The sequence below is a fragment of the Siccibacter colletis genome (genome assembly GCF_000696575.1).
Classification (GTDB): Bacteria; Pseudomonadota; Gammaproteobacteria; order Enterobacterales; family Enterobacteriaceae; genus Siccibacter; species Siccibacter colletis.
This window is the reverse complement of record NZ_JMSQ01000007.1, coordinates 233211-259954: the sequence shown is the minus strand read 5'-3', so window position 1 is coordinate 259954 and position 26744 is coordinate 233211. Positions and strand designations below refer to the sequence as shown.

Sequence of the window (26744 nt, the reverse complement as noted above, 5' to 3'; positions counted from 1 at the left end):
TACGATATTGCACTCGGTTTTTATGGTGGGTGCGCTGGCGCTTACCCACCCTACGATTTTGCACTCGGTTTTAATGGTGGGTGCGCTGACGCTTACCCACCCTACGATTTTTATCCACCCTACGGGATAGTTTGTAGGGCGGGTAAGCGCAGCGCACCCGCCAGCAGCCATCAACCTCACGCCACCAGCATTTTCACCACGACTTTACGCACGGTGGCGGGCGCGCCCACGGCGCACAGCGGCTTGTGAACTTCGCCCGGCCAGAACACCACGAAATCCCCTTTCTGCATCACGAAGGTCTTCTCCTGCTCGCCTTCCGGCAGAAACGCGATGTCCTTATCCGCCAGCCAGTCGGTGTCCGGCGTACCGGCCGGCAGCGTGCTGAAGGTCATGCCTTCGGTGCCGCGCATGACAATCTGAATATCCAGATAGCGGGCGTGGTACTCGGCACGGCGCTCGGCGATCGGCTGGGTGCTGTCTTCGGATACCAGGCAGAACAGGCGGTTGCCGTCGATGTCATGTTTACCCAGCGGCGTCGCGTCGGTGATGTTCTGCTTCACCCACTCAATCGCCTCGCGCAGATCCGCCTGCAGCCACGGACGCAGAACGTTAATATTTCCAGTCAGCATGATTTACCCCTTAATTAAAACGATGTTTCATTTTCACCGTTATACGAGGAATGCCGCATTCGTACCAGTGCTTTATGCGCTAAACCTGCGCCAGCGCATATTTCCACAGATAGCTGCCCTGAGCCTTGCCCGACGCCTGCCTGATTTATTCACTATTAATGATTTTTTATGCAAGGTAATCGATTAGCTTACCGGGAATGTGCGTTCGATCCTTGATATGCGATCCCAGGCGGGTATAATGCCGGGCAATTTGCCGGGAGGAAGCATGGTTCTGTTGACTGAACAATCCGTCTTGTCGCGTCGCCACAGCGCTGGCGCAGCAGCCCCATTTTTTCTTTCCGCTGCATTACCCCATTACTGAAGCCCCTCGTTGAGGGGCTTTTTTTTGCCCGGCGTTCAGGAGACAACCATGACGAATCCGCTTTATCAGAAACACATCATTTCCATAAACGATCTCAGTCGTGAAGAACTTGAACTGGTGCTGGCGACCGCTGCAAAGCTGAAAGCGAACCCGCAGCCGGAGCTGCTGAAGCATAAGGTGATCGCCAGCTGCTTCTTTGAGGCCTCGACCCGCACCCGTTTGTCGTTTGAAACCTCGATCCATCGCCTGGGCGCGTCGGTGGTAGGTTTCTCGGACAGCAGCAACACCTCGCTGGGCAAAAAGGGCGAAACCCTCGCTGATACCATTTCGGTTATCGGCACCTATGTGGATGCCATCGTGATGCGCCACCCGCAGGAGGGCGCGGCGCGTCTGGCAACCGAGTTTTCCGGCGGCGTGCCGGTGCTGAACGCGGGCGATGGCGCAAACCAGCATCCGACCCAGACGCTACTCGATCTGTTCACCATTCAGGAAACACAGGGGCGCCTCGAAAACCTGAACATTGCGATGGTCGGCGACCTGAAGTATGGCCGCACCGTGCACTCGCTCACCCAGGCGCTGGCGAAGTTCAGCGGCAACCGCTTCTGGTTTATCGCGCCGGGCGCGCTGGCGATGCCGCAGTACATTCTCGATATGCTTGATGAGAAGGGCATCGCCTGGAGCCTGCATGACACTATCGACGAGGTGATGCCGCAAGTGGACATTCTCTATATGACCCGCGTGCAGAAAGAGCGTCTCGACCCGTCGGAGTACGCCAACGTGAAAGCGCAGTTTGTGCTGCGCGCGGCCGATCTGCAGGGCGCGCGCGACAACATGAAGGTGCTCCATCCGCTACCGCGCGTGGATGAGATCACCACCGACGTGGATAAAACGCCGCACGCCTGGTATTTCCAGCAGGCGGGCAACGGTATTTACGCGCGCCAGGCACTGCTGGCGCTGGTTCTGAATCGCGATCTGGCGCTGTAAGGGGAGAATGCACATGACACACGACAATAAACTTCAGGTTGAAGCCATCAAACGCGGCACGGTGATTGACCATATTCCGGCCCAGGTCGGCTTCAAGCTACTCACCCTGTTTAAGCTCACCGAAACCGACCAGCGCATCACCATCGGCCTCAACCTGCCGTCCGGTGAGATGGGCCGCAAGGATCTGATTAAAATCGAGAACACCTTCCTGACCGACGAGCAGGTAAACCAGCTGTCGCTGTATGCCCCGCAGGCAACGGTTAACCGGATCGACGACTACGACGTGGTGGGCAAAAGCCGCCCGAGCCTGCCGGAGCGTATTGTTGGCGTGCTGGTGTGCCCGAACGGCAACTGCATCAGCCGCAACGAGCCGGTGGCCTCCAGCTTCGGCGTGAAACAGCGTGCCGGGGATATCGCCCTCAAGTGCAAATACTGCGAGAAAGAGTTCTCGCATCACGTGGTACTGGCTAACGGCTAACAGCCGCATTTGCGGCGGCGCGAGGGCTTTTTGCCAGCCGTGCAGCCGCAATGATGATGTGTATAATGACCCGAGTCTTACCCACTGCAGCTAACTTCAGGAGAAATTATGTCCCGCACTCTCGCGACGGAAAATGCACCCGCAGCTATCGGCCCGTATGTTCAGGGCGTCGATCTGGGCAATATGATCATCACTTCCGGTCAGATCCCGGTGGATCCGAAAACCGGCACCGTGCCGGACGACATCGCCGCGCAGGCGCGTCAGTCGCTGGATAACGTTAAGGCGATTGTGGAAGCGGCTGGCCTGAAAGTGGGCGATATCGTAAAAACCACCGTGTTCGTCAAAGATCTTAATGATTTCGCCACCGTTAACGCTACGTACGAAGCGTTCTTCACCGAGCACAACGCCACCTTCCCGGCGCGCTCCTGTGTGGAAGTGGCCCGTCTGCCAAAAGACGTGAAGATTGAAATTGAAGCCATCGCGGTGCGTCGCTAAGCGCGAGCACTCAGGAAAAAGGCCACCGCGGTGGCCTTTTTTACGGGCGACGGCCTTCCCTCCCCGCCAGCGGGCAGAGTGAAAAGCCTTATTCCGCAACCGTCGCATTCAGCAAGCGCTGCAGCGGCGTCACGGCCGCGATCACCACTTCATCGCGGGTGAGCGCCGCGCTGTCGAGCTGTTTCTGGATCACGGCGCGCTCGTCCGGGTTCAGCGTTCCCTGTCGGGCCACCACATCCACCAGCCGAATACCCAGCCCCGCCAGCGTCTCAACGTCCTGTACCACCGGCTTCAGCGCCGCCAGCTGATAATTCTCGCTCGTCAGCGCCAGCACGTCCGGCACGTTATGTTGCCAGCGGCTGAATACGTGGCGCAGCGCCCCGGCGCTTTCGCTGCTCTCCGGGTCGGCAATCAGCGCGCTGACCCAGCCGTTGATCTGGCGCACCTCCTCGCTCTCGGCGGGTAACGCATCGGCAAAACGGTTGAGCGGTTCAAACTGATGGTAATTTCCCGCCTGGAATTTGAGATGCTGTCGGGTGTAATACTGCGCCGGCTCGATGGCCTGCGCGAGAATTTGCAGCGGCAGCACGCCGCGGCTGCCGCCAAGACGGGTGAACTGCTCCACCTGCTGAGTATGCTGGCGCAGCCCTACCGATACCGTACTCCAGCTGTCGATGGCCTCCAGGCGCTGATACATATTGCTGACGTCGTTAACGTCCTGCGCAGACCAGAGTCGTTCAGCGACGGCAAAAGCACGCGGCCAGAGTTTGATATCCAGCACCGGCGCAACCACATTTTCCGCCCATAGCGCCGCTTCACCGCCAATAATATTGCTGCTCTGGGCTATGGACGGCACCACCGGCGCCCGTCCGGCTGGCACCGCATCCAGTTTGCTGCCGGTAGTGGGATAGCGTGCGTTACCGAGCAGCGTGTAGCCGCTGAGCTGCCGATCGTTGAGGGTAAACACCGCCTGGGTATCGCCCATCCAGGTATCAACCCGAAACGTCAGCTGCGTATCGCTGAGCCACTGAATGTCGTGCAGGGCGCGACGCGACTTGCCGTTAAAATCAATAAAGCCGCGCCAGCCGTGCTGCGGGTGATTAATCAGCGTAAAGCTGCCCTCAACCGGGCTGCCCTTGAGACGCGGCAGGGTAAAGGCCCAGCTCTGCGCGCTGTCGTCAGCAGCAATCACATCCACATCATGCAGCCCCTGCGGCAACACCTCATTGCGGTAGTGATAGGCCGTCGACTGTGGCTGGTCAAGATAGAATCCGGTAGAAAGGATGCCCTTGTAACCCTGGCTGGCGATATTGCCGAGGGCGTCCTGCCCCTGCCAGGACTGGATCAGAATGCTTTTTGGCAGGTCAGGATGGAAAATCTCATCCCAGCCCACCATGCGGCGCTGATGTTTTTCAAGGATCTTCTCCACGCGCTGATTGAACCACGCCTGAAGCGCGTGACTGTCTGCCAGCCCTTTCGCTTTCATGACGTTCTGAATCGCCGGGTTCGCTTTCCACTGGCTATCGTCCACCTCATCGCCGCCAATGTGCAGATAGCCATCGGGGAAAATGGCAACCAGTTCCCCGACCAGCGCATCGATAAAGGTCCAGGTCGCCTCCTTCGTCGGGTCGAGTACCGGCTTGAGCACGCCCCAGCGGCGCTCCATCTCATACGGACCGGGGGCGCTCATGAGCTCGGGATAAGCAACGGCGATAGCCGAAGCGTGCCCCGGCAGATCGATTTCCGGCACCACGCGAATACCGCGCGCCGCAGCGTAGCGCACTACCTCGCGCATCTGCTCTGCGGTGTAGAATTGCCCGTCGCTGGCGTGCTGTTGCAGCTTCGGATAGCGGGCCGAGGCGAAACGCCAGCCCTGATCGTCCGTCAGATGCCAGTGAAAGACATTGAGCTTCGCCGCGGCCATGCCATCCAGCTGGCGCAGAATATCCGGCAGCGGCATAAAGTGACGCGCCGAATCAAGCAGCAGCCCACGCCAGGGGAAGCGCGGCACGTCCTCAATCGACACCAGTGGGATCGCAGTATGGCGGGGACCATTCTGAATAAGCTGTAGCAGCGTCTCCATGCCGCGCATCGCACCAAAACGGGTATTCGCGGTGAGCTTGACGCCGTCGGAGGTCACGCTCAGCTGATAGCGCTCGTCGCTGTCTGCCTGCGGAACCGCCGCCACTTTTTGTTTGATAACGATGCTAATGGTCGGTGCGCCAGGCTGGGCCGGCTGCGGTTTCAGCACCCAGCCGGTCTGACGTGCGATACGCTCGCGCCACCGCTCAACCGCGTCGCCCATATCATCGCCGCGTACCGCAATGGTTACCGCATTGTTCAGGACCAGCTCACCCTGGCCTGCCGGTCGTTCAACCTTTTGCGGCCAGGGCATCAGCGGCAGATCGCCGGCGGGGGCAGCCAGCGCCGGATAAGCGGTCATTAATGAGCAGAGCAACAGCACTAAACGACGCGGAAAGACCATAGCAGTTCCTTTTTTCTGACGGGCCAGATGCGGCAAAAACAATCAGTTACCATGCCAGGGACTATTCATCAAGCTAATGGCGAGAGCACTATAACATCTCGCCATTTATGAGATTACTGCCAGCCAAATCGGCGGGTGTAGATCCCTTTCACCCACTGCGTCATGACCATATAGCCCGCCAGAATTCCCACCAGCCACGGGAAGTAGCTGAGCGGCAGCGCCTGCAGATGCAGCCAGCCGGCCAGCGGTGTAAACGGCAGCGTGATACCCACTGACATCACCAGCAGCGTCATGACGATCAGCGGCCAGGCGGCGCGGCTTTGCAGGAACGGCACGCGGCGGGTGCGGATCATATGCACAATCAGCGTCTGGGAGAGCAGCCCGACCACAAACCAGCCGGACTGGAACAGGGTCTGCGCCTCCGGCACGTTGGCCTGGAACACCCACCACATCACGCAGAAGGTAATGATGTCGAACAGCGAGCTGATCGGGCCAAAGCACAGCATAAAGCGTCCGAGATCGGCCGGGTTCCAGCGCTGCGGCGTGCGGATCTGCTCCTCATCAACGTTATCGAACGGGATCGCCACCTGGGACACATCGTAGAGCAGGTTCTGGATCAACAGATGCAGCGGCAGCATCGGCAGAAACGGCAGGAAGGCGCTGGCCACCAGTACGCTGAACACATTGCCGAAGTTAGAGCTGGCAGTCATTTTTATGTATTTCAGCATGTTGGCAAAGGTGCGCCGCCCTTCGAGAACCCCTTCTTCAAGCACCATCAGGCTTTTTTCCAGCAGAATGATATCGGCGGCTTCGCGGGCAATATCCACCGCGCCATCCACGGAAATCCCGATATCCGCCGCGCGCAGCGCGGGCGCATCGTTGATGCCGTCACCCATAAAGCCCACCACATGGCCCTCTTCGCGCAGCAGATGCACAATGCGCTCTTTTTGCAGCGGCGTCAGACGGGCAAACAGCGTGGTGCGTCTGGCAAGCGCGGCCAGTTCCTCATCGCGCATGGCATCCAGCCCGGCGCCGGTCACCACGTCACCGGTGACCAGCCCGACGTCGCGACACACTTTGGCCGCCACCAGCTCACTGTCACCGGTGAGGATCTTCACCGCGATCCCGCTGGCGTGCAGGGCTTTCAGCGCCGGTGCGGTGCTCTCTTTCGGCGGATCGAGGAAAGCAATGTAGCCTTCGAGGATCAGATCCGACTCATCCACACGGCTGTAATCTCCTGCGCGCGCCGGCAGCTGACGGGTGGCAACCGCCACCACGCGCAGCCCCTGCCGGTTCAGATCGTCTGTAACGCGGCGCACGTTCTCCAGCCGGGCCGCATCCAGCACCACGGCGTCGTCACCCTGCCGGGCGTGGGTGCAGACGCTGAGGATCTCCTCCAGCGCGCCTTTGCAGATCAGCTGGTGCGTCTGCGCCTCCCGGGAGACCACCACCGACATGCGCCGGCGTTCAAAATCAAAGGGGATCTCATCCACTTTCTGCCAGCATGCCGCGGCTTCACGGGCGCGGGCCTCATCCAGCCCCTCCAGGACCGCCACATCAAGCAGATTCTTCAGGCCGGTCTGGTAGTGGCTGTTCAGCCAGGCGTTTTCCAGCACCCGATCGCAGCGGTTCCCGGCGATATCCGTGTGCGTTTCCAGCATGATGCGATCCTGGGTCAGCGTGCCGGTCTTGTCAGTGCAGAGAATATCCATTGATCCAAAATTCTGGATAGCATCCAGATGCTTGACGATCACTTTCTGCTTCGACAGCTTCACCGCGCCGCGCGCCAGAGTCGAGGTGACGATCATCGGTAACATCTCCGGCGTCAGGCCGACCGCCACCGACAGGGCGAACAGCGCCGCTTCCCACCAGTCACCTTTGGTGAAGCCGTTGATCAGCAGCACCACGGGGGTCATCACCAGCATAAAGCGGATCAGCAGCATGCTGACGCGACCAATGCCCTGCTGGAAAGCGTTGGGTTCGCTCTCCTGGCCGCTTACCCGCCCGGCCAGCTGACCAAACCAGGTATTGGCCCCGGTAGCGATAACCATCGCCTGCGCTGTGCCGCTCACTACGTTAGTGCCCATAAAGCACAGGGTATCGCTCTCCAGCGCGTGGGTCTGGTCGGGATGGCGGGTCGAGGCAACTTTCTCCACCGGCAGTGATTCACCGGTCAGCGACGCCTGGGCTACAAACAGATCCCGGGCGCTGAGCACGCGCAGATCCGCCGGGATCATATCCCCGGCAGCCAGTTTCACGATATCCCCCGGCACCAGTTGATCTATCGGGATCTCAAGCCAGTCATATTCGCCGAGATCGTTCAGCACGCGGCGTACCGTGGCGGTGTTGGTCACCATCGCTTTCAGGGCATCAGCAGCGCGGGTGGAGCGGGCCTCCTGAATGAAGTTCAGCAGCGTTGCGATAGCCACCATCAGCCCAATCACGCCCGCCGCAAACCCGTCTTCGGTGGCATACGAGACGATGCCGAGCACCGTCAGCAGCAGGTTGAACGGGTTGCGGTAACAGCGCCACAGATGACGCCACCACGGGGCGGGTTGCTCGCCGGGAATGACGTTTTCACCGTGACGCTCGCGGGCAGCGGTCACTTCCCGGGCATTGAGCCCTTCCGGATGGCTGCCGAAAAAGGCCCACAGCTGGGCGTGGCTTGCTTTGCCGTAGCGCAGACAGGCACTGGAAAGCGACGCGGGAACCGCGGTACGCTTAAGGATCTTTCCGTCCGGCAGCGGATCGCGGTGCGTCAGACGATAAGGGAGATGGCGGCTGAGCTGCGCCAGCAGCTGCCGGGTCAGATTTTTTACAGACATAGCTGTCCCTCCGCGCCCGGAATCGGTGCGCGTTATTTTTCAGGCATGGCGAGGCCGGTGCCTGAGCACAAACAGAGTTGCAGGGACGGAATAAAAACGTCGCTGCCTTGCGGAGTCCGGCAAGGCAGCGTGGCTGCATTACCGGAAGAACGTTACCCCTGCGGGGTCGGGGGCAGGATCAGGATTCATAGCACCTCCGGTAAAAACATAAGAAATCCTGCGGCCGGGTGAGCGGCAGCAAGACACCATAAAGTGTGGGTATATTACTGACGTCTCTCTAAACCCTTCCTAAACCAGACATTACCCCTTGTTTTTCAGAACAGGAGGTTTACCTTCAGTGATCAAATTGCTAACAGAGGACATCCAATAACTGATGAATAAAAGGCTTACTATCAAAGACATAGCACGACTAAGCGGGGTCGGAAAGTCCACCGTCTCCCGGGTGCTTAATAACGAAAGTGGCGTCAATGAACGTACCCGGGAGCGGGTTGAAGCGGTAATGCAGGAGCAGGGATTCTCGCCGTCACGCTCGGCACGTGCCATGCGCGGCCAGAGCGATAAGGTGGTGGCGATAATCGTCACGCGCCTCGATTCGCTGTCGGAGAACCTGGCGGTGCAAACCATGCTGCCGGTCTTTTATGCCGAAGGCTATGACCCGATCATGATGGAGAGCCAGTTCTCTCCGGCACTGATCGCCGAGCATCTCAGGATGTTGCGCAGCCGCAATATCGACGGGGTGGTGATTTTTGGTTTCAGCGGGGTAACGCCGGAGATGCTGCAGCCGTGGCAGCCATCGCTGGTGCTGGTGGCGCGCGATGCGCCGGGATTTGCGTCGGTCTGCTATGACGACGAGGGTGCTATGCAGCTGCTGCTTCAGCGCCTGTATGATATGGGGCACCGCCATATCAGCTTCCTCGGCGTCCCGGACAGCGACATCACTACCGGGCTGCGTCGCCATCAGGCGTATCTGGACTTCTGCGCACGCCATCAGCTCACGCCGCACGTGGTGCAGCCGGGCCTGACGATGGTGAACAGCTATGAAAATTTTACCCGTACGTTGACGCCGGATACCACCGCGGTGGTGTGTGGCACCGACACCATGGCGCTTGGTGCCGGTAAATATTTGCATCAGCATCCGGAACTGCGTATTCAGCTGGCCAGCATCGGCTATACCCCACTGATTGCGTTTTTGCACCCGGATCTGGTTGGTGTGTCGCTGGGGTATGCGGAAGCCGGGCGTAAAGCCGCCGTTCAGCTTATGGGCCAGATTACGCGTCAGGCTGAGCTGAAACAGATAGTGATCCCCGCCACGTTAAATTAACCCTTTACGTGCTGTTCATTTTTGTCGCCCCTTAACGGGAACGATCCCCTCACCAACACTTCTCAATCAAACCTCTGCCTGACTCCTTCGTTATCACCCTGCTTATTTATCCCCTGCACCATTGATTACGCACTCTTTACCTTTCAACAGATGCTCACCCCTGCGCACCCGACTACGCTTGCTACTGACGCAGCGATTTTCACAACCCGGAGGCAGTTGCCCGGTGTCGCCCCTGGCAGTGCTAACGCCCTCTTCAGCAATGCAGGAAAACGAGATGAAAACAGTTCCGCCCTGGTGGCAGCACGGCGTGATTTATCAAATCTATCCTAAGAGCTTTCAGGACACGACGGGCAGCGGCACCGGCGATCTGGCCGGGGTGATCCAGCGCCTCGACTACCTGCAGACCCTCGGCGTGGATGCGATCTGGCTGACCCCGTTTTATATCTCTCCGCAGGTGGATAACGGCTATGACGTCGCGAACTACACGGCCATCGACCCGACGTACGGTACGCTTGATGATTTTGATCGGCTGGTGACCGAGGCGCACGATCGCGGGATCCGCATTATCCTCGATATGGTGTTTAACCACACCTCCACCCAGCACGCGTGGTTTCATGACGCGGTGAACAAAACCAGTGCGTATCGTCAGTTCTATATCTGGCGCGAGGGCACGCCAGAGCAGGCACCCAATAACTGGCGCTCAAAGTTTGGTGGCAGCGCCTGGCGCTGGCATGCCGAAAGCGCTGAGTACTATCTGCACCTGTTTGCCCCGGAGCAGGCCGATCTCAACTGGGAACACCCGGAGGTGCGCGCTGAATTAAAGAAGGTCTGTGCGTTCTGGGCCGATCGCGGCGTGGACGGGCTGCGGCTGGATGTGATCAACCTGGTCTCCAAAGATCAGGCGTTTGCGTCGGACATGGCGGGAGATGGTCGCCTGTTTTACACCGACGGGCCGCGTATTCACGAGTACCTGCAGGAGTTCAGCCGCGAGGTGTTCAGGCCGCGCGGGCTGATGACCGTGGGAGAGATGTCTTCGACCACGCTGGAGCACTGTCAGCGCTACGCGGCCCTCGACGGCAGCGAACTGTCAATGACCTTCAATTTCCATCATCTGAAGGTGGACTACCCCGGCGGGCAGAAGTGGACCCTTGCCGCGCCGGATTACGTGGCGCTGAAAGCCATCTTCAGCCACTGGCAGCAGGGCATGCATAACCGGGCGTGGAACGCGCTGTTCTGGTGTAATCACGACCAGCCGCGCATCGTGTCGCGTTTTGGCGATGAGGGTGAACTGCGGGTGCCCGCCGCGAAAATGCTGGCGATGGTGCTGCACGGTATGCAGGGCACGCCCTATATCTACCAGGGCGAAGAGCTGGGGATGACCAACCCGCACTTTACGCGCATTGTCGATTACCGCGACGTGGAGAGCCACAACATGTTCGCTGAGCTGCGTGGGCATGGCCGCCAGGCGGAAGAGCTGCTGGCGATCCTCGCCCATAAGTCACGGGACAACGGCCGCACGCCGATGCAGTGGTCGGCAGGCGCTAACGCCGGGTTTACCACCGGCACGCCGTGGATCGGCCTGTGCGATAACTATCAGTCCATTAATGCCGAGGCGGCGATGAGCGACCCCGACTCGGTGTTTCACGCCTATCAGACGCTGATCCGCCTGCGCAAAGCCCAGCCTGTCTTCACCCAGGGCAACTATCAGGATCTGCTGCCCGACCATCCGCACCTCTGGTGCTACCGTCGCGAGTGGCAGGACCAGACGCTGCTGGTGGTCGCCAACCTGAGCCGGGACAGCCAGCAGTGGATGCCGGACGCCCTCAGCGGTGACTGGCAGGTGCTGATGAGCAACTACCCGGACGCCTCCCCTGCCCCCGCAGAACTCAACCTGCGCCCCTTTGAAGCCGTGATTTGGCTGCAACAGTAAATGTTACCCGGCACCCGCCGGGCATCATTTACTGACCAGCGCGTTCACGCGGCTCAGCCACTGCGCCACGCCCGCGTCGAGATCGGCATCGCTCAGCACATGCGTGCCCTGAATCAGCGCGGGCGTCTGCCAGACCATGCCGGTCATATTGGCCATCGCGTGGAACGGCAGCCAGAATTCCTCTATCGGATACCGGTTGTAGCCCTGAGGCGAATACGCCTGAGCGTTGCCGCCGGTCGACACCATCAGCATAAACGGTTTGCCATGCAGGCGGTCACCGCCGCTGCCATACGCGAAACCGTGCTCCAGCACGTGATCCTGCCACTCTTTTAAAATCGCGGGCGCGCTGTACCACCAGAATGGAAACAGCATTACCACCGCGTCATGAGCCAGCAGCAGCGCCTGCTCGCGCTTCACGTCGATCCGGAAATCCGGGTATTCGCGCATCAGCTCATGCACGGTCACCTGTGGCAGCGCCTTCAGCGCCTCGATAGCGGCGTGGTTAACGCGTGATTCATCCGGGTAACGGTGCCCGGCCAGCACCAGTACTTTTTTCATTTTTTCTCTCCTCAACGGTATTGTTGAGGTAATGTTGGCACGACGCAGGATTAACCTGTAGTGCGGTTCCGGGCATATCTGTTTCAACCAAAGGTATCAACCATGACGCTGACTTCCGACGTGCATCGCCTGCTGCCGGCTTTTCTGGCCGCGGCGCAGAGCCAGAGTTTTTCCGCCGCCGCGCGCCTGCTGGGCGTGACGCCTGCCGCCGTGAGCAAAAGCGTGCGCCAGCTGGAAGCGCGGCTTGGTCGTGTGCTGTTCCAGCGCAACACCCATTTTGTAGTCCTGACGGAAGAAGGCGCGGCGCTGCGTGACCAGGTGGCGCCGCTGTGGCACGCGTTAAATCAGGCGCTGGAAAAACCCGCCGACGAGCCGCAAGGGCTGGTGCGCGTCAGCGTTATCCGGTTTTGGTCGCTATCTGCTGATGCCAGCCTTGCCCGCGTTTCAGGCGCGATACCCGCAGGTACGGCTGGATCTGGCGATGGACCCGCGCCGCGTCAACCTCATTGGCGAGCGGATAGACGTGGCGGTCGGCCAGCGCACCGTACAGGACAGCCGGGTAGTGACGCGCGAGATCCGCCCGATGCGCATGATGCTCGCCGCGTCGCCCGCTTATCTGGCGCGCTTCGGCACGCCGCAGCACCTGCAGGAGCTGCTGCATCACCGCTGCCTCGTTCACCGCAACCCCGGCAACGGCAAGCTGCAAAGCTGGCTTACTGACGAACTGGCGATGGAAGAGCAGCACGCGTTTCTTATCAGCACGTTTCCCGACGTGCTGGTCGACGCGGCGCTGGCGGATATGGGCATCGTCTCGCTCGCTGACTGGTATCTGGCGCCGCCCATCGCAGCAGGCCGCCTGGTGCCGCTTATGGAGCCCTACTGGCCCGTGCCGCAGCCGCTGTGGGTGAAGTATCCCAACCACCGCCTGGCCCCACGGGTGCGGGCATTCGTCGATTTTTTAATCGAAAAATTCACGGCGTAAATATTTCGCATCCATCAGCGCAGATGCTGAGCGCGCTCGCCGCTTTGCTTTGTCCTGCATCAATAAAACCGCAAACTTGTTTGATGCAAATCACTATATATAGACATTAAAATCCACCGCGGCCCAATATCTTGTTATTTCAGGCTACCCTTTCACCAGTCAGGCTTTGTTGAAACCGACACAAGGCTGTGGATAAAACGGGCCGGCTTCGCCGTTACTGAGGATTTATTCGGAAGATAGCCCTCATGCCGCGCGACGGAGTTTCTGTGGATAACCTGTGCTTAATATGGAGTGATCATGACACCGCATGTAGTGAAACGAGACGGGTGTAAAGTACCTTTCAATTTAGCGCGCATTCACGAAGCGATTCTTCGTGCAGCGCAGGCAGCGGGAGTCGATGACGCAGACTATTGCGCCACCGTCGCGGAAATCGTCAGCAGTCAGATGCAGCATCGTCGTGAAGTGGACATTCATGAGATCCAGACGGCGGTGGAGAATCAGCTGATGGCGGGCAACTACAAGCAGCTGGCGCGCGCTTATATTGAGTATCGACACGACCGCGATATCGCCCGCGAGAAACAGGGCCGCCTTAACAAAGAGATCCGCGGCCTGGTGGAGCAAACCAACCCGGCGCTCCTGAACGAAAACGCCAATAAAGACAGCAAAGTGATCCCAACTCAGCGCGATCTGCTGGCCGGGATTGTCGCCAAACACTATGCGCGCCAGCACCTTTTGCCCCGCGATGTGGTGCTCGCCCACGAACGCGGCGAGATCCACTATCACGATCTCGACTACTCGCCCTTCTTCCCGATGTTCAACTGCATGCTCATCGACCTCAAAGGCATGCTGACGCGCGGCTTCAAGATGGGCAATGCCGAGATCGAGCCGCCGAAGTCTATCTCCACCGCCACCGCAGTTACCGCACAGATTATCGCCCAGGTCGCGAGCCATATTTACGGCGGCACCACCATTAACCGCATCGACGAAGTGCTGGCCCCGTTTGTCACCGAGAGCTTTGAGAAGCATCGTCAGATTGCCCATGAATGGAATATCCCGGACGTGGACGGCTACGCCCACGCCCGCACGGAAAAAGAGTGCTACGACGCGTTCCAGTCGCTGGAGTACGAAGTCAATACGCTGCATACCGCCAACGGCCAGACGCCGTTCGTGACCTTCGGCTTTGGCCTCGGCACCCGTTGGGAGTCGCGCCTGATCCAGCAGTCGATTCTGCGTAACCGCATCGCCGGTCTGGGGAAAAACCGTAAAACCGCCGTATTCCCGAAGCTGGTGTTCGCCATCCGCGACGGGCTGAATCACAAGCCGGGCGATGCCAACTACGACATCAAGCAACTGGCGCTGGAGTGCGCCAGCAAGCGCATGTACCCGGATATTCTCAACTATGACCAGGTCGTGAAGGTTACCGGCTCGTTCAAAACGCCGATGGGCTGCCGCAGCTTCCTCGGAGTGTATGAAGAGAACGGCGAGCAGATCCACGACGGACGCAACAACCTCGGGGTTATCAGCCTTAACCTGCCGCGTATCGCGCTGGAAGCAAAAGGCGACGAGGCCGCGTTCTGGGCACTGCTGGATAACCGCCTGGCGCTGGCGCGTAAAGCACTGATGACCCGCATCGCCCGGCTGGAGGGCGTTAAAGCCCGGGTGGCACCCATTCTCTACATGGAAGGGGCGTGCGGCGTGCGGTTAAATGCGGATGACGACGTTTCGCAGATTTTCAAAGACGGCCGCGCGTCCATTTCGCTGGGTTATATCGGCGTGCATGAAACCATCAACGCGCTGTATGGCAAGCATGTCTATGACAGTGAGGCGCTGCGCGCCAAAGCGCTGGCTATCGTGGAACGCCTGCGTCAGGCGGTGGAGCAGTGGAAGGATGAGACCGGCTACGGGTTCAGCCTCTACAGCACGCCGAGTGAGAACCTGTGCGACCGCTTCTGCCGCCTCGACACCGCCGAGTTCGGCGTGGTGGAGGGCGTCACCGATAAGGGCTACTACACCAACAGCTTCCACCTTGACGTAGAGAAGAAGGTTAACCCGTACGACAAGATTGATTTCGAAGCGCCCTATCCGCCGCTGGCGAGCGGCGGGTTCATCTGTTACGGCGAATACCCGAATATTCAGCACAACCTGAAGGCGCTGGAAGACGTGTGGGATTACAGCTATCAGCACGTGCCCTATTACGGCACCAACACGCCTATCGACGAGTGCTACGAGTGCGGTTTCACCGGTGAGTTCGAGTGCACCAGCAAAGGCTTTACCTGCCCGAAATGCGGCAATCACGACGCCTCACGCGTATCGGTGACCCGCCGCGTTTGTGGCTATCTCGGTAGCCCCGACGCGCGCCCCTTCAACGCCGGCAAGCAGGAAGAGGTGAAGCGCAGGGTTAAGCATCTCGGAAACGGGCAGATTGGTTGACCCGTTTTGTTCAGTTACGCGGTGGGTGCGCTGCGCTTACCCACCCTACAAAAGCGCGGCGTACAGGGATGCAAAATTACAGAGAGGGTAACCTTTCCCTGGAAAGCTGCGCTGCTTTTCGCAATGCAATTGACGCCAGGACAAGGCGGCAAATGCGCGAATCCCGGGGAGCTTACATAAGTAAGTGACCCGGGTGAGCAAATGCAGCCAACGCAGTAATGGCGTTAATTGAGAAGCGAAAAATGAATTATCACCAGTATTATCCTGTAGACATCGTCAACGGCCCCGGCACCCGCTGCACCCTTTTTGTCGCAGGGTGCATCCACGAATGCCCTGGCTGCTACAACAAAAGCACCTGGCGGCTCAACTCCGGGCTGCCGTTCACTGCGGAAATGGAAGATCGCATTATCGCCGATCTCAAGGATACGCGTATCAAGCGTCAGGGACTGTCGCTGTCCGGCGGCGATCCGCTGCATCCGCAAAACGTACCGTCGATACTCAATCTGGTGCAGCGCGTTCACGCCGAATGCCGCGGGAAAGATATCTGGGTCTGGACGGGCTATACGCTGGATGAGCTCAACAGTGCCCAGCTTAAGGTGGTGAAGCTTATCAACGTGCTGGTGGATGGAAAATTTGTGCAGGATCTGAAAGACCCGGCCCTGATCTGGCGCGGCAGCAGCAACCAGGTTGTGCACCGGCTGCGCTAATGTGAAGGCGGACATGCGTATCCGCCTTCAGGCTGGCAGTCAGGCCGCTATGCTTCCACTGCCCCACGTCGCGCTGTCAGCGGTAGCCCCTCCGTCACAGCATCAATCAGCGCCCGATCGCTGACCTGCCGTGGCATAACGCCAATCGACTGGCTGTAAAGCGGCGGCAGCGCCTGGCAATACGCCGTCAACGCGCTTTGCGGGATCGAGGGCACGACATACTGCAGTGACCACGGATTTTCTGCCGGTAACGCCTCTTCCATTGTGGACCCATAAGCTCCCAAATCAATAAGGCTGGATGCTGAAGTATCCTGCCCCAGCGTCAGCACGAAAGTGCCGTATTTAGGATGACCAAAATACTGCAATACGCGATCCCCTTCCTGCTGATAAAGCTGATGACGCAGCTGCGCCCAGCTTCGGGTAGTCAGCATAAACGGCGTCTGCACCGGGGAGTGGACCTGATTCCCGGGCAGGCACAGCATCAGGTTGCCGAAGTAATCGAGAAAGGCTACCGAGCTGCCCTTACCGCCCCGTTCAGCATCGATGGCTGCCGCTTCAAGCAGATAAGGCGCCAGACCTGCGTCCGGCGTCCCCAGTGACGGCGCTTTATAGGTGAGCGCCTGGGGATAGATATCTCTGAGCGCAATAACCAGCGGATCGTCAGGTGCCAGCGTCGCCGGATCAATCAACAGCTCCGGCGGAAGATCGTTATTCACCGTATCCTGAACCCCGGACAGCGTGGCTTCAAACAGGGATAAACACAGCGCCTGGGTGTTCTGATTAATCACCGTCTGGCTAAAAAAAGCAGGTAGCGGTGCCGAGGTCGCAGGACGCGCAAAACAGGAGTCGCCGCCCACTTCTGGATAACTGAAAGTAGCCTGGGCTACCGGGCGTAACGCAGGATCTAATGAGGGGAAATCGGCAAGGGTGTCGTAATCAATGCCGGAAAAGGTATCGAAGGCGGCAGACACGACATTAAAACCGCTGCTGAGGATCGAGCCGGAACACATACAGCACGGGTCGAGCGAGGTCACGATAGTAATTTCTTCCGGCGGCGGCAATAGTGCGCCAGAAGAGATTTGATCATAATACCAGTCGATAAGCTGCCGCTCGCCATGGGCCGTCGGATCGAATGTCATCCCGTCTTCCACCACGTTATTATGCAGTGCATTTAACACATTACCGCTTTTGTCGAGCATAACGCCGCCGACGCTGAACGTGCCCTGACAGTAAGCACGAACCGCCTGATTTGCAGCCTCGTTTACGGCGTCTTCCAGCGATTCATACGTCTGCGATAATAACGTCGCGCCCAGCGGAGAACAGTGGCGAATTTCCATTTTCATTGCCCTTAATGTGAATGAGTGTCAGATCAAAAGTGTTTGCGGATAAATATTCCCTGGCGCGATATGCGCACCGGAATAGTATTTATCCGCTGCCCTCTCTTATTCTGACTGCGCACGCACAGTTTCCGGTCAAATAATACCTGGTTACTTTTCCTGAGGCAGACTGGATATTTATTAATATCTTTCCGGAACGCTTTCCGGATAATTAACAGAGCGCAGAAGTAACCAGCGTATTAATAAAATGGTTAACGATTTCAGGCTGTTTTTCTCCATACCAGAGCGCATAGAGATCGGCCGGGATGGCTTCCCGCAGGGGAATAAAGGTCACGCCCGGCCACTGAATTAACGCGCAGCTTTCAGGCAGCAACGCGATACCCATGCCGGCACTGACCAGCGCCAGCGCGGTCTGCGGTTCACGTACCTGGTGGGTGATATGCGGATAAAAGCCCGCGCTGACACAGTAATCATAGAGCTGAGAGGCAAAATCACTGTGACTGAAGGAGAGCGAGATGAACGGCTGATGCGCGAGGGACTTCAGGGTCACGCGCTTGCGCTGGCTGAGCGCGCTCTGTTCCGGCACGGCGACCTGCAGCGACTCATGGGAAATAAGCTGACAGTGAATGCCTCTTTCCGTATGTGCCGTGAGGTTGCGCTGAATACCAACGTCGATGGTGCGCGATTTTAGCGCGTCGATTTGCTGTAACTGCGACAGCTCATGAAGCTGCCACACCACGTCAGGATAATCCTGCTTAAACGCACTCAGCCGCGGCAGCAGCGCCCCCCACAGCGCGCTGCCGATGATGCCAATCTGGATGCGCTGATGGGCGTGACGCCCGGTCTGTCGCACATAGTTCAGTGACTGCTCGGTGGCGCTGAGCAACCGGTCCACCTCGGCTTTCAGCGCGATGCCCGTGGCCGAAAGCACAACCTTACGGCTGGTTCGCTCGAAAAGCGCACAGCCCATAATCTCTTCCAGCTCTTTTATCTGCATGCTCAGCGGCGGCTGAGAAATATTCAGCCGCCCGGCGGCATGTCCAAAATGCAGCTCTTCCGCCAGCACCTGGAAATAGCGCAGCATCCGCAGGCTGATTCGACTATTAGCACTCAATTCGGGCATGGCAATGACGTGTTGAAAAAAGGGATTGTCATCATGCACTTCCGGCTCAGACATCGTCAAATGTCCGTTGCCCCGTTTCGGTGTAGCCGCTCTGCCCGGCTGCATAGCACCGCGGCGATCAGCGTTATCAGCAGGACGCCATAGGCTACGGTGGAAGTATTCACCGCCGCCTGTATTCCGTACTGCTGATTAACCAGCGATGAGACGCTGGCAAACACCAGCGTTCCCACCGTACCGCAGGTCAGCAGCGCAGACAGCAAGGTTGGGGAACTCTGGCTTATCTGCAGCGAGCCGTAGCTCATCAGTCCGGAAAACAGCCCGGAATTGAAGAAGCCAAACACGCCGCAGGCGACCAGGATCAGCGTAGTATTCGTGCTGTTGGCAATGATGGCGATAGCCAGCAGCCCGGCAACGGTACAGATCAGCAGGAAGGTGCGCAGCTGCATCCATTTTACGGTGAACTGATTCACGAACAGGCCAATGGCCTTCGTCACCCAGTAGACCGTGGTAAAAAGCGCGGCTTCCTCGGCTGGCAGCGTGAAACGCGATTGCAGATAGCCCGGCGTCCACATCGTGAAGATCGGTTCTGCCAGTAAAAAGGCGAACAGCGCGAAGCAGAGCAGATACACCGCAGCGCCCCACCCTTCACCCGCGCTGGCTTGCGGCGTGGACGGTGCGCGCTCATCTTCGGTAGTGGGAAAACGACAACGCAGGCTTAACGCCAGCATCAACGCGCCCAGCGCCCCCATGATGCCGTACATCGCCATCCAGGTTGCGCCCAGCTTAAACAGCCACGCCAGCAAAAAGGAGAGCGTGGCACCCGCCAGACTGAAGAAGAAGTCGGTGAAGATGAGGCTGGCGGAGCGGCGCTTTTCATCCGGATTAATGCGCACCACCAGATAGCTGCCGAGGGTCATGAAGACCCCGCCGCAGGCGCCGATGCCCGCTACCGCAATACTGAACATGGTCAGCGTCGGCGTGATAAAAAGCACGGCGCTGATGACCACCGTGGCCGCAGCCGCGATAACCAGCGGCATCTTCAGGCCCCATTTTTTCATCAGCAGACCACCCAGCATGATCGGCACGAACATGCCGAGATTCATCAGGGTAAAGACCTGGCCGATAAAACTCGGATCTTTATTAAACGCCTGGCATAACGGCCAGAGCACGATGCCGAGGGTGGAAACCAGCGCCCCGACGAAGTAATAGCTCAGATAAGAAATGGCATTCAGGTTGCCGCGTGAAAAAGGCTGTTGTGTCATGTCATAACTCCTGAGAGCAGGCCTGTCCATGCCCGCTCCGGTAGCGGATTAGCGAGAGTAGCTTTTAATGAAATGGCCGATGAGGCGCATAAAATCGTCGGTGACCAGCGCGGCGCATTTCAGCGTTTGCTCATGCGACAGCGCCACGTCGCTCAGCCCTTCGGCCATATTGGTGATGGCAGAGACCGCCAGCACTTTCAGGCCGCAGTGGCGAGCGGCGATAACCTCAGGCACCACCGACATCCCCACCACATCGCCGCCCATTCGTTGCATCATGCGAATTTCAGCCGGGGTTTCGAAATTAGGCCCGGTATAGGAGACAAATACCCCGTCGTGCAGCGGCAGCGTGAGCGCCTGCGCGGACAGGTGCAGCCGGGCGCGCAGCTCTGCATCGTAAGCGTTAGCGAGGCTGAAGAAGCGCGGCCCAAAACGATCGTCGTTCGGCCCCTCCAGCGGTGAGGTCGGCATGGTGTTGATATGGTCGGTCAGCGCCACCAGGCTACCGGCCGGGATGGCCGGATTGAGGGAGCCGGCAGCGTTGGTGCAAAGCAGGAAGTCGCAGCCAAGCAGCCTGAAGGTGCGCACCGCGTGGGTCATAATGCCCATGCCCTGCCCTTCATAAAAATGCCCGCGGCCCTTCATGCAGATAATATCCACGCCGTGCAGGGTACCCATTACCACTTCCCCGGCATGGCCCTGCACGGTGCTGACCGGGAAACCCGGCAATTTTTCATACGCGAGGGTGGTGACGTTCTCCATCTGCCCGGCGAGCGCCCCGAGGCCCGATCCCAGAATTAACGCCATGCGCGGCTGGAAGCCTGGCTTCGCGGCGCGCAGCAGGTCGGCGGCATAGAAGGGATAATTGTTGCTGAGTGATAACGACATAACGACTCCCGAACAGTGAATGTTGCACCATTCTGCGAAGCCGCGGCGGGCGAAACCAATTCATTAAACAGGGGGATCGATACGATTATCGAATCAAACAGGCAGTCGGAGTTTTTGAAGCATTAAAATCAGTGGTTTAGTTAAAATTGTTGTTAACGCGCGGCAAATAACAGCATCCCGTGACGCGGCGGGTTTGTGATGCGCTTCACGGCGAAAACGTCAAGATAACAGCGTAAGATCAACTAGTTACCATAAGCCCTGGTACCGGTTTAAAACCGGCTGACGCACTCCACCGCCACGGTTTTAAACTCGTCGAAGCTGCGGCACGCTTTCAGGCGCGGCATGGCGCGCTCGCGCAGGAAGGTGACGAACAGATCGTAGATCGCCATCGCCTCTTCGTATTCGCTCTTGCTGATCGCCAGCAGGAAAATGACGTGCGCGGTTTCGTCGCCCCAGGGAATGCCCTCCGGGGCCAGTACCGTGTAGACCGCGGTTTTGTGGGCCAGCAGGCCCAGCGAGTGTGGCAGGGCGATGCTGTCGCCGAGCATGGTGCTGACGATGGCTTCACGCTCCACCACCGAGGCGAGGAATTCGCTATCAACAAAGCCTTCCTGCTCTAAAGCTCCGCACAACCTGTGGAACAGCGCCTGCTGATCCATCGGCTCGTCGATGATGCAGAAATGCCCGGCGTCGAAATACTTCTCCAGCATCCAGGGCCGGGTGCGGTCCACCAGCACCAGCTTACCAATCTGCTCCAGCTGGTAGTCGGTGGGGAACGGCGACATCACCACCACCGGCTTGTCTTTATCACTGATGCGCGCCGTAGAGATGACAAAATCCTCCTCTACGCTGGCGAGCTGCTCATAGTCGCGCAGGGAGATAATGCGCGTAACCTCAAGCTGCGGGTACTTGCGCAGCAGCATTGCCTGAATCATGCGCACCGTGGAGTTGCCGGTGTCGCACACCAGCAGCACCTGCGGCTGGCGCTGATAGCCAATGTTGTAGTGCCGCTCCAGCCCAACGCCGATATGCAGCACCAGAAAACCGACTTCGTTTTCATTGATGGCGTACGGCGTGTATTTCCCCCAGCTGGATACTGCCGCCAGCGTCATATCCCACGCCAGCGGGTAGTGCTGCTTGATGTTGCTCAGCAGCGGATTGGGCAGCGAAATCTGGTAGCGCACCCGGGTGATCATGGTTTTGATGTGGGTGAGCAGGTCGGCATGGAGCTGGGCGTCGGTCAGCAGGTTGTAATTAAAGTGGGTATTGATGTAGCGCAGAATGTAGTTCACCAGCGCACCGGCATCGTCGGCGCTGATGGTGCTGGGGGCCAGATCCTGCACCTGACGTGCCGCGATATGCACGCGCAGCCAGTGCTCTTCCGATTCCGACAGCGTTTTGCTGGTCAACGTCTGCAGCAGCCCGGCGATGTCGCGCGCGGCCTCGCGCACGTTATCCCCGACGTCATCCGCAGTGAAATCCGAGAGCGGGAAACCTTCGCTGATGCGCCGCACCGCCACGGCGCAGTAGAGGCGGATAAACTGCTCGCCCTCGTCCGTCAGCCGGATACGGTAGTGGTTAAAACAGGCCTGTAACCCCTGCTCCAGCTGCTGTGGCACCCCGGCGTTCAGCGCTTCCTTATTCACCAGCGGATGCTCGCTGTCCTCCTGAATGAGCCGGGAGAGCAGGTCCGTCAGGCAGGCACGGATCGACATCTCGCTACCGAACAGCTTCATGCCGTGGCGCGGACGCGTCTCGATAGAAAGGTTGTAACGGTTGAACCACTCGCGCACTTCGGCCATGTCGCCCTGCAGCGTGGCGCGGCTGACAAACCACTCCTCGGCCAGGTCTTCCAGTTTCAGCGAGTAGGCGGCGGTGAGAAAGCGCACCAGCAGATAGTGGATGCGCTCCGGCCCGGTGCGGGGGATGCGCAGCTGGCGCGGGTGAGCGGTCTGCAACGCCGCATAGCGCCCGGCGTCGGTGATGCTTAGCTGGTAACCGGTGCCGCGGCTGAGAACAAACTGCGCCCCGTGGTGTAACAGCAATTCATTCAGGGCAGTGATGTCGGCACGCACGGTACGCGTGGAAACGGTGAGCCGGCGCGCCAGCTCATCCTGCGGCAGCGGCTCGTTCTGTAACAGGGAAAACAGTTGAGCCAGACGTTGATTCGGGAATCGCACTGCAGTTTCCTCTCGTTGCCCGGGCGCGCCATCGCACCCGGTGTACCGCCAGTAGTCACAGCCATAGTTACGGATTACGCGCCGCGATGCAAAGCGGCGTTAGCCCAGCAGCCTTCTGGTTATCTCCAGCAGCTGACGTACATCATCCGGACGGGTATCGCCCGTGGCGCTGTCGATGATTGAGCTATAGATATGCGGAATGATTCGGCTCACCCCAGCCTCCAGCGCAATGCGCAGGATCGCCTCGACGTTGTCCAGATCGATACCGCCGGTCGGCTCCAGCCAGAAGTCGTGCTCAGCGCAGGCCTGCGCCACCGCACGGTACTCCGCTTCACTTTTCAGCCCGCCCATCGGGAAATATTTGATGGAGCTGCCGCCCATGTCCTTCAGCAGCGCGATGGCGGTTTCTACGGGCACAATGCCGTCCGGGGTTTTACTGCTGCGCGGCCCGGTGGAGATTTTCACCATTCCCGGCGTGCCGGTTGGCGAGACAAGACCGTTCACCACGGTCTCCTGCTGGCCAAGCAGCGCCCGGCTGGTGCCCACCCCGGTAAATACCTGATTGACGTGCTGCGGCTGTACCTGGCGGGAGATCTCGCTGACCATCGCCGACTGGTTCGGATCGCCCGCCCCCAGCCCGACCGAGAGCGCATTATCAATCAGCGCCGCGTACTCGCGCATATCCGCCACCGCGCTCTCCACGTCCGGATAGTTTTTTGACAGCACGCCCACCAGCACATGCCCCTGCGCCGCCTCGTAAATCGCCTGCGCGTTATCCTTCGAGCCGGCCAGCACGTTCAGACAGATGCGGTCGCGGTAAAAATTGGGGGTCAGTTTCATGCCTGGGTCTCCTGGAGTAAAACGGCGATGCTACGGGCGATGATTGCCAGCTGATCTTCGGTAACGCTGCGCACATCGGCTTCGATGATGCCTTCATTTGCTTTGTAACCGCGGAAATAGATGGCGTACTCGCCGCGCTTCAGAGCGCTGACCAGCTCGCCGGTGGCGATGCCGGTTACGCTTTCATCAAATTTGATCTCTGCGCGGGCGATGTCGCGTCCGGCAGCATCCCAGACGACGCGCGCGGTCACGCCGTTCAGGCGGTTAAGTTCGTCAATAAAGGAGGTCATACGCGCCACCATTTCGTCACCGGTGGTTTTGCTGGCGCTGAGGTAGTGTTCAATGGCGCAGGTCAGGCCGAGGATGCCCTCTTTACCAACCTTCATGGCGCGGCCAATTCCCCCCGACTGGCGCTTCACCCACTCGACGTACTGCTGCTTGCCGATCACCAGCCCGCTGGTCGGCCCCTCAATGGCTTTCGCACCGCTGTAAATCACCAGATCCGCCCCGGCGCGATAGTAGACGTGCAGATCCTCTTCTGCGGCGGCATCCACAATCAGCGGCAGGTTGTGCTTCCGGGCGACGACTACCGCCTGTTCCACGCTGAGCATGCTTTTCTGCACGCTGTGATGGGACTTGATATAGAGAATGGCGGCGGTGCGCGGGGTAATGGCCGCCGCCAGCTGATCGGCAGAGCATTCGTTGGCGTAGCCCGCTTCGACCACGCGTCCGCCGCCCAGCGCCACCATAGTGCCGACCGGCGCGCCAAAGTTCACGTTGTGCCCTTTCGGCAGCACGATCTCGTTGTTCTCAATGGGCGTGGTGTGCAGATTTTCCAGCAACCACTGGCTGTCCTGTACCAGCATCGCCGCCACCGACTGGGCGATCCCCGCCGAGGCGCAGGAGACTACGGTCGCCGCTTCCACCTCAAGCAGCTGCGCGATGTACGCCCCGGTTTTGTCCACCAGGTCTTTCATCTCGAAGTAGTGATTCATGCCGGTGGTCACCGCCTCGACCACCTCAGGCCGCGGCGTGGAGACGCCCAGCGCCGTCATGCGCCCCGAGGCGTTAATCACCGGCTTTAGCTGATATTTCTCATAAATCGAAGGCATGTTCCGCACTCCCTTGTTCGGTGGTGAACCACTTCCCGGCGCGCACGGCGGCCAGCGGAAGCAGCTGCAGCTCGGCTGCAAGGCTGTTCTGGTCAGAATCGGTAAACAGGACGGGCTGGCGACGCAGGGCGAACACCGTAAAGTCGGCGTCAGCGCCCGGTTCGAGGCGTCCTTTGTGGCGCAGGCGCAGGCCGTCGGCGGCGTGGCGCGTTACGCACTCAATCACCTGCGGCAGCGACAGGCCGATGGCGAGGAATTTCGACATCACGTGCGCCAGGCTTTTCACCGGGCCATTGATGCGGTTGCGACAGTAGATGTCCGAGCTGATGGTGTGCGGCAGGATGCCCAGTGCGATGGCCTGCTGCGCTACCGCAAAGCTGAAGCTGGCGCTGCCGTGCCCTACGTCCAGCCGCACGCCGCGTTTCAGGGCGTCGGTAATCGAGGCGCGCAGCGCGCCTTCCGGCGTCAGAATGCGGTTCGGCTTGCCGTTATAGCAGTGGGTAATGATGTCGCCGCTCGCCAGCAGCGGGGCAATCTCATCGATCTCCGGCGGGGTATTGCCAATATGCACCATCAGCGGCAGGCCGCCGTTCTCCTGCTGCATCGCTTTGGCGCGCACCAGCGGCTTCAGGCCGTTATTGCCAATGACGCTGCTGCTCATGCGCGCTTTCAGGCCGACGATAAAGTCAGGATGACGCGTCACCGCCTCGCGTACCGCCGCGTCGTCAATGTTCGCCATGTTCGCCAGTTCGTTCTGGGCGATAAGGCCAACCCGCGAGATGTTGAGCAGGGCGTAGACCTCGGTTTCTACCTGGCGGGTGAGCTGATAAAAGTCGTCGATGTCGTCCGCGCCGGTGCTGCCAGCGTCCACGACGGTCGTCACGCCGGTGGCGATGCCGACGCTGTCGGGCTGGTCGTGGTAAATGGGTGAGTTGGGGTAGCAGTGCACGTGGGAATCAATCCAGCCGGCGCTCAGGTAGTAGTCGCCGGACAGCTGGCGCTCGCTGCGCGCGGAGCCGGTGATGTCGCCCAGCGCGGCAATCTTGCCGTCCTGAATCGCAATGTCGATGACGGTATCGTCCACCAGACGGGCGCGGCGCAGGATTAAATCATACATAGGAGGCTCCTGTTTACCCACGCGCCGGACGATGCACGCGTGGGACAGCGGTCTTAAAGGGCTACCGGGAAAATCGACCCGAGGATCATGGCACCGAGGATAGCGCCGCCGGTGATCGGCTTCTGCCACAGGTAGAACACCAGGGCGCCGACCAGCGAGCCGATACCGATGGGAATGGATGCCGCCATGGCGCTGAGGATAATCAGCGGCCCAAGGAAGCGCCCGGAAGCGTTGCCCGCGCCCATCATCACGTCGGCACCATAGGTGGAGTCGCTCTGATTGATGGTGAACTTACGCGCCAGGATAATCAGGTAGCCAATCGCCAGACCAATCACCAGCCCGGTCACCAGCGAAGCACCGAAGTTCGCCACCGGGAATACGAAGCCTGCGCCCAGCAGCAGCGCCGGGACACCAAGACCTACGCCAGTCTGAATCGCGCCGCCGATGTCGAGGATACCCACCAGCGATCCCTCAATAATGCGCGCAAACAGGAAGCTGGCACCGAACGCTGCCACCGCGCCGTAGACGCCGGTATCCATGCCCGCTTTCAGCATTGCCACAAACGCCACTTCGTTAAACGCGCCGATACCGTAGAGGTAGTACATGTGCGTCCCGGCAAACACGCCGGAGGAGAGCAGGCCGACAAGGATCGGGAACGACCAGTCGGCATACCAGAAACCTTTATTCTCTTCCATCATCAGCC

At 59.4% G+C, this 26744-nt stretch carries 20 protein-coding genes and 1 pseudogene; 8 read left to right on the top strand and 13 right to left on the bottom strand.

What is annotated here, in order from left to right; genetic code table 11:
* Window positions 1–176: 176 nt before the first annotated feature.
* Window positions 177–629 carry a NanQ anomerase/TabA/YiaL family protein gene (locus ET34_RS0110105; protein ID WP_031521700.1) on the bottom strand — a complete coding sequence of 151 codons (453 nt, stop codon included), beginning with the start codon at window positions 627–629 and terminating at the stop codon, window positions 177–179.
* Between the two features lie 409 nt (window positions 630–1038).
* On the opposite strand from ET34_RS0110105, the gene pyrB reads away from it, so the two are divergent.
* The 3 genes from pyrB (at window position 1039) to ridA (ending at window position 2947) form a co-directional block, all read left to right on the top strand.
* The gene (pyrB, locus tag ET34_RS0110100) at window positions 1039–1974 is read left to right on the top strand and encodes an aspartate carbamoyltransferase (RefSeq protein WP_031521699.1); all 936 of its coding nucleotides are present in this window, start codon (window positions 1039–1041) and stop codon (window positions 1972–1974) included.
* 13 nt (window positions 1975–1987) lie between these two features.
* The gene (pyrI, locus tag ET34_RS0110095; protein WP_031521697.1) at window positions 1988–2452 is read left to right on the top strand and encodes an aspartate carbamoyltransferase regulatory subunit; all 465 of its coding nucleotides are present in this window, start codon (window positions 1988–1990) and stop codon (window positions 2450–2452) included.
* A gap of 108 nt (window positions 2453–2560) precedes the next feature.
* A complete protein-coding gene (gene ridA / locus ET34_RS0110090; protein WP_031521695.1) occupies window positions 2561–2947 on the top strand; it encodes a 2-iminobutanoate/2-iminopropanoate deaminase in 387 nt (128 codons plus the stop codon).
* An 88-nt stretch (window positions 2948–3035) separates the two neighbouring features.
* Here ridA and ET34_RS0110085 read toward each other — a convergent pair whose 3' ends face one another.
* Together ET34_RS0110085 and mgtA are read right to left on the bottom strand one after the other, a co-directional pair.
* A complete protein-coding gene (locus tag ET34_RS0110085; protein ID WP_031521693.1) occupies window positions 3036–5432 on the bottom strand; it encodes a beta-N-acetylhexosaminidase in 2397 nt (798 codons plus the stop codon).
* A 113-nt stretch (window positions 5433–5545) separates the two neighbouring features.
* Window positions 5546–8257 (bottom strand): magnesium-translocating P-type ATPase, encoded by a 2712-nt coding sequence (gene mgtA, locus ET34_RS0110080; protein WP_035891133.1) that lies wholly within the window; start codon window positions 8255–8257, stop codon window positions 5546–5548.
* Window positions 8258–8630: 373 nt separating this feature from the next.
* On the opposite strand from mgtA, the gene treR reads away from it, so the two are divergent.
* Window positions 8631–9578 carry a trehalose operon repressor TreR gene (gene treR / locus ET34_RS0110075; RefSeq protein WP_031521690.1) on the top strand — a complete coding sequence of 316 codons (948 nt, stop codon included), beginning with the start codon at window positions 8631–8633 and terminating at the stop codon, window positions 9576–9578.
* Between the two features lie 274 nt (window positions 9579–9852).
* The gene (gene treC, locus ET34_RS0110070) at window positions 9853–11508 is read left to right on the top strand and encodes an alpha,alpha-phosphotrehalase (protein WP_031521688.1); all 1656 of its coding nucleotides are present in this window, start codon (window positions 9853–9855) and stop codon (window positions 11506–11508) included.
* 24 nt (window positions 11509–11532) lie between these two features.
* Here the strand turns inward: treC and ET34_RS0110065 are convergent, their stop codons facing one another.
* The gene (locus tag ET34_RS0110065; protein ID WP_031521686.1) at window positions 11533–12066 is read right to left on the bottom strand and encodes an NAD(P)H-dependent oxidoreductase; all 534 of its coding nucleotides are present in this window, start codon (window positions 12064–12066) and stop codon (window positions 11533–11535) included.
* 102 nt (window positions 12067–12168) lie between these two features.
* Between ET34_RS0110065 and ET34_RS20950 the strand changes: the two are divergent.
* The 3 genes and pseudogenes from ET34_RS20950 (at window position 12169) to nrdG (ending at window position 16185) form a co-directional block, all read left to right on the top strand.
* Window positions 12169–13048, top strand: a pseudogene (locus ET34_RS20950) (LysR family transcriptional regulator).
* Between the two features lie 297 nt (window positions 13049–13345).
* Window positions 13346–15478 (top strand): anaerobic ribonucleoside-triphosphate reductase, encoded by a 2133-nt coding sequence (gene nrdD, locus ET34_RS0110055; protein WP_031521685.1) that lies wholly within the window; start codon window positions 13346–13348, stop codon window positions 15476–15478.
* A gap of 242 nt (window positions 15479–15720) precedes the next feature.
* Entirely contained in the window at window positions 15721–16185 is a 465-nt protein-coding gene (nrdG, locus tag ET34_RS0110050) for an anaerobic ribonucleoside-triphosphate reductase-activating protein (RefSeq protein WP_031521683.1), read from the top strand.
* A 47-nt stretch (window positions 16186–16232) separates the two neighbouring features.
* Here nrdG and ET34_RS0110045 read toward each other — a convergent pair whose 3' ends face one another.
* The 9 genes from ET34_RS0110045 to ET34_RS0110005 all read right to left on the bottom strand — a co-directional run bounded on the left by ET34_RS0110045 (window position 16233) and on the right by ET34_RS0110005 (window position 26736).
* Window positions 16233–17522, bottom strand: coding sequence for a nucleoside deaminase (locus tag ET34_RS0110045; protein WP_051640513.1), 1290 nt, complete (start codon window positions 17520–17522; stop codon window positions 16233–16235).
* A 211-nt stretch (window positions 17523–17733) separates the two neighbouring features.
* Entirely contained in the window at window positions 17734–18699 is a 966-nt protein-coding gene (locus ET34_RS0110040) for a LysR family transcriptional regulator (RefSeq protein ID WP_413783769.1), read from the bottom strand.
* Window positions 18700–18701: 2 nt separating this feature from the next.
* On the bottom strand, window positions 18702–19907 hold the full coding sequence (gene tsgA, locus ET34_RS0110035) for an MFS transporter TsgA (RefSeq protein WP_031521669.1): 1206 nt from the start codon (window positions 19905–19907) through the stop codon (window positions 18702–18704).
* A 48-nt stretch (window positions 19908–19955) separates the two neighbouring features.
* The gene (gene xapA, locus ET34_RS0110030) at window positions 19956–20792 is read right to left on the bottom strand and encodes a xanthosine phosphorylase (protein WP_031521668.1); all 837 of its coding nucleotides are present in this window, start codon (window positions 20790–20792) and stop codon (window positions 19956–19958) included.
* A gap of 269 nt (window positions 20793–21061) precedes the next feature.
* Window positions 21062–22972: a BglG family transcription antiterminator gene (locus ET34_RS0110025; protein WP_031521666.1), complete on the bottom strand. Its 1911-nt coding sequence runs from the start codon at window positions 22970–22972 to the stop codon at window positions 21062–21064.
* A 99-nt stretch (window positions 22973–23071) separates the two neighbouring features.
* Window positions 23072–23812 (bottom strand): 2-dehydro-3-deoxy-phosphogluconate aldolase, encoded by a 741-nt coding sequence (gene dagF / locus ET34_RS0110020; protein WP_031521664.1) that lies wholly within the window; start codon window positions 23810–23812, stop codon window positions 23072–23074.
* Entirely contained in the window at window positions 23809–24924 is a 1116-nt protein-coding gene (locus ET34_RS0110015) for a DgaE family pyridoxal phosphate-dependent ammonia lyase (protein ID WP_031521662.1), read from the bottom strand. The genes dagF and ET34_RS0110015 overlap by 4 nt, the downstream gene beginning before the upstream one ends.
* Window positions 24908–26041 (bottom strand): amidohydrolase/deacetylase family metallohydrolase, encoded by a 1134-nt coding sequence (locus tag ET34_RS0110010; RefSeq protein ID WP_031521660.1) that lies wholly within the window; start codon window positions 26039–26041, stop codon window positions 24908–24910. The genes ET34_RS0110015 and ET34_RS0110010 overlap by 17 nt, the downstream gene beginning before the upstream one ends.
* Before the next feature lie 53 nt (window positions 26042–26094).
* Window positions 26095–26736 carry a DUF4310 family protein gene (locus ET34_RS0110005; RefSeq protein WP_031521658.1) on the bottom strand — a complete coding sequence of 214 codons (642 nt, stop codon included), beginning with the start codon at window positions 26734–26736 and terminating at the stop codon, window positions 26095–26097.
* Window positions 26737–26744 lie beyond the last annotated feature (8 nt).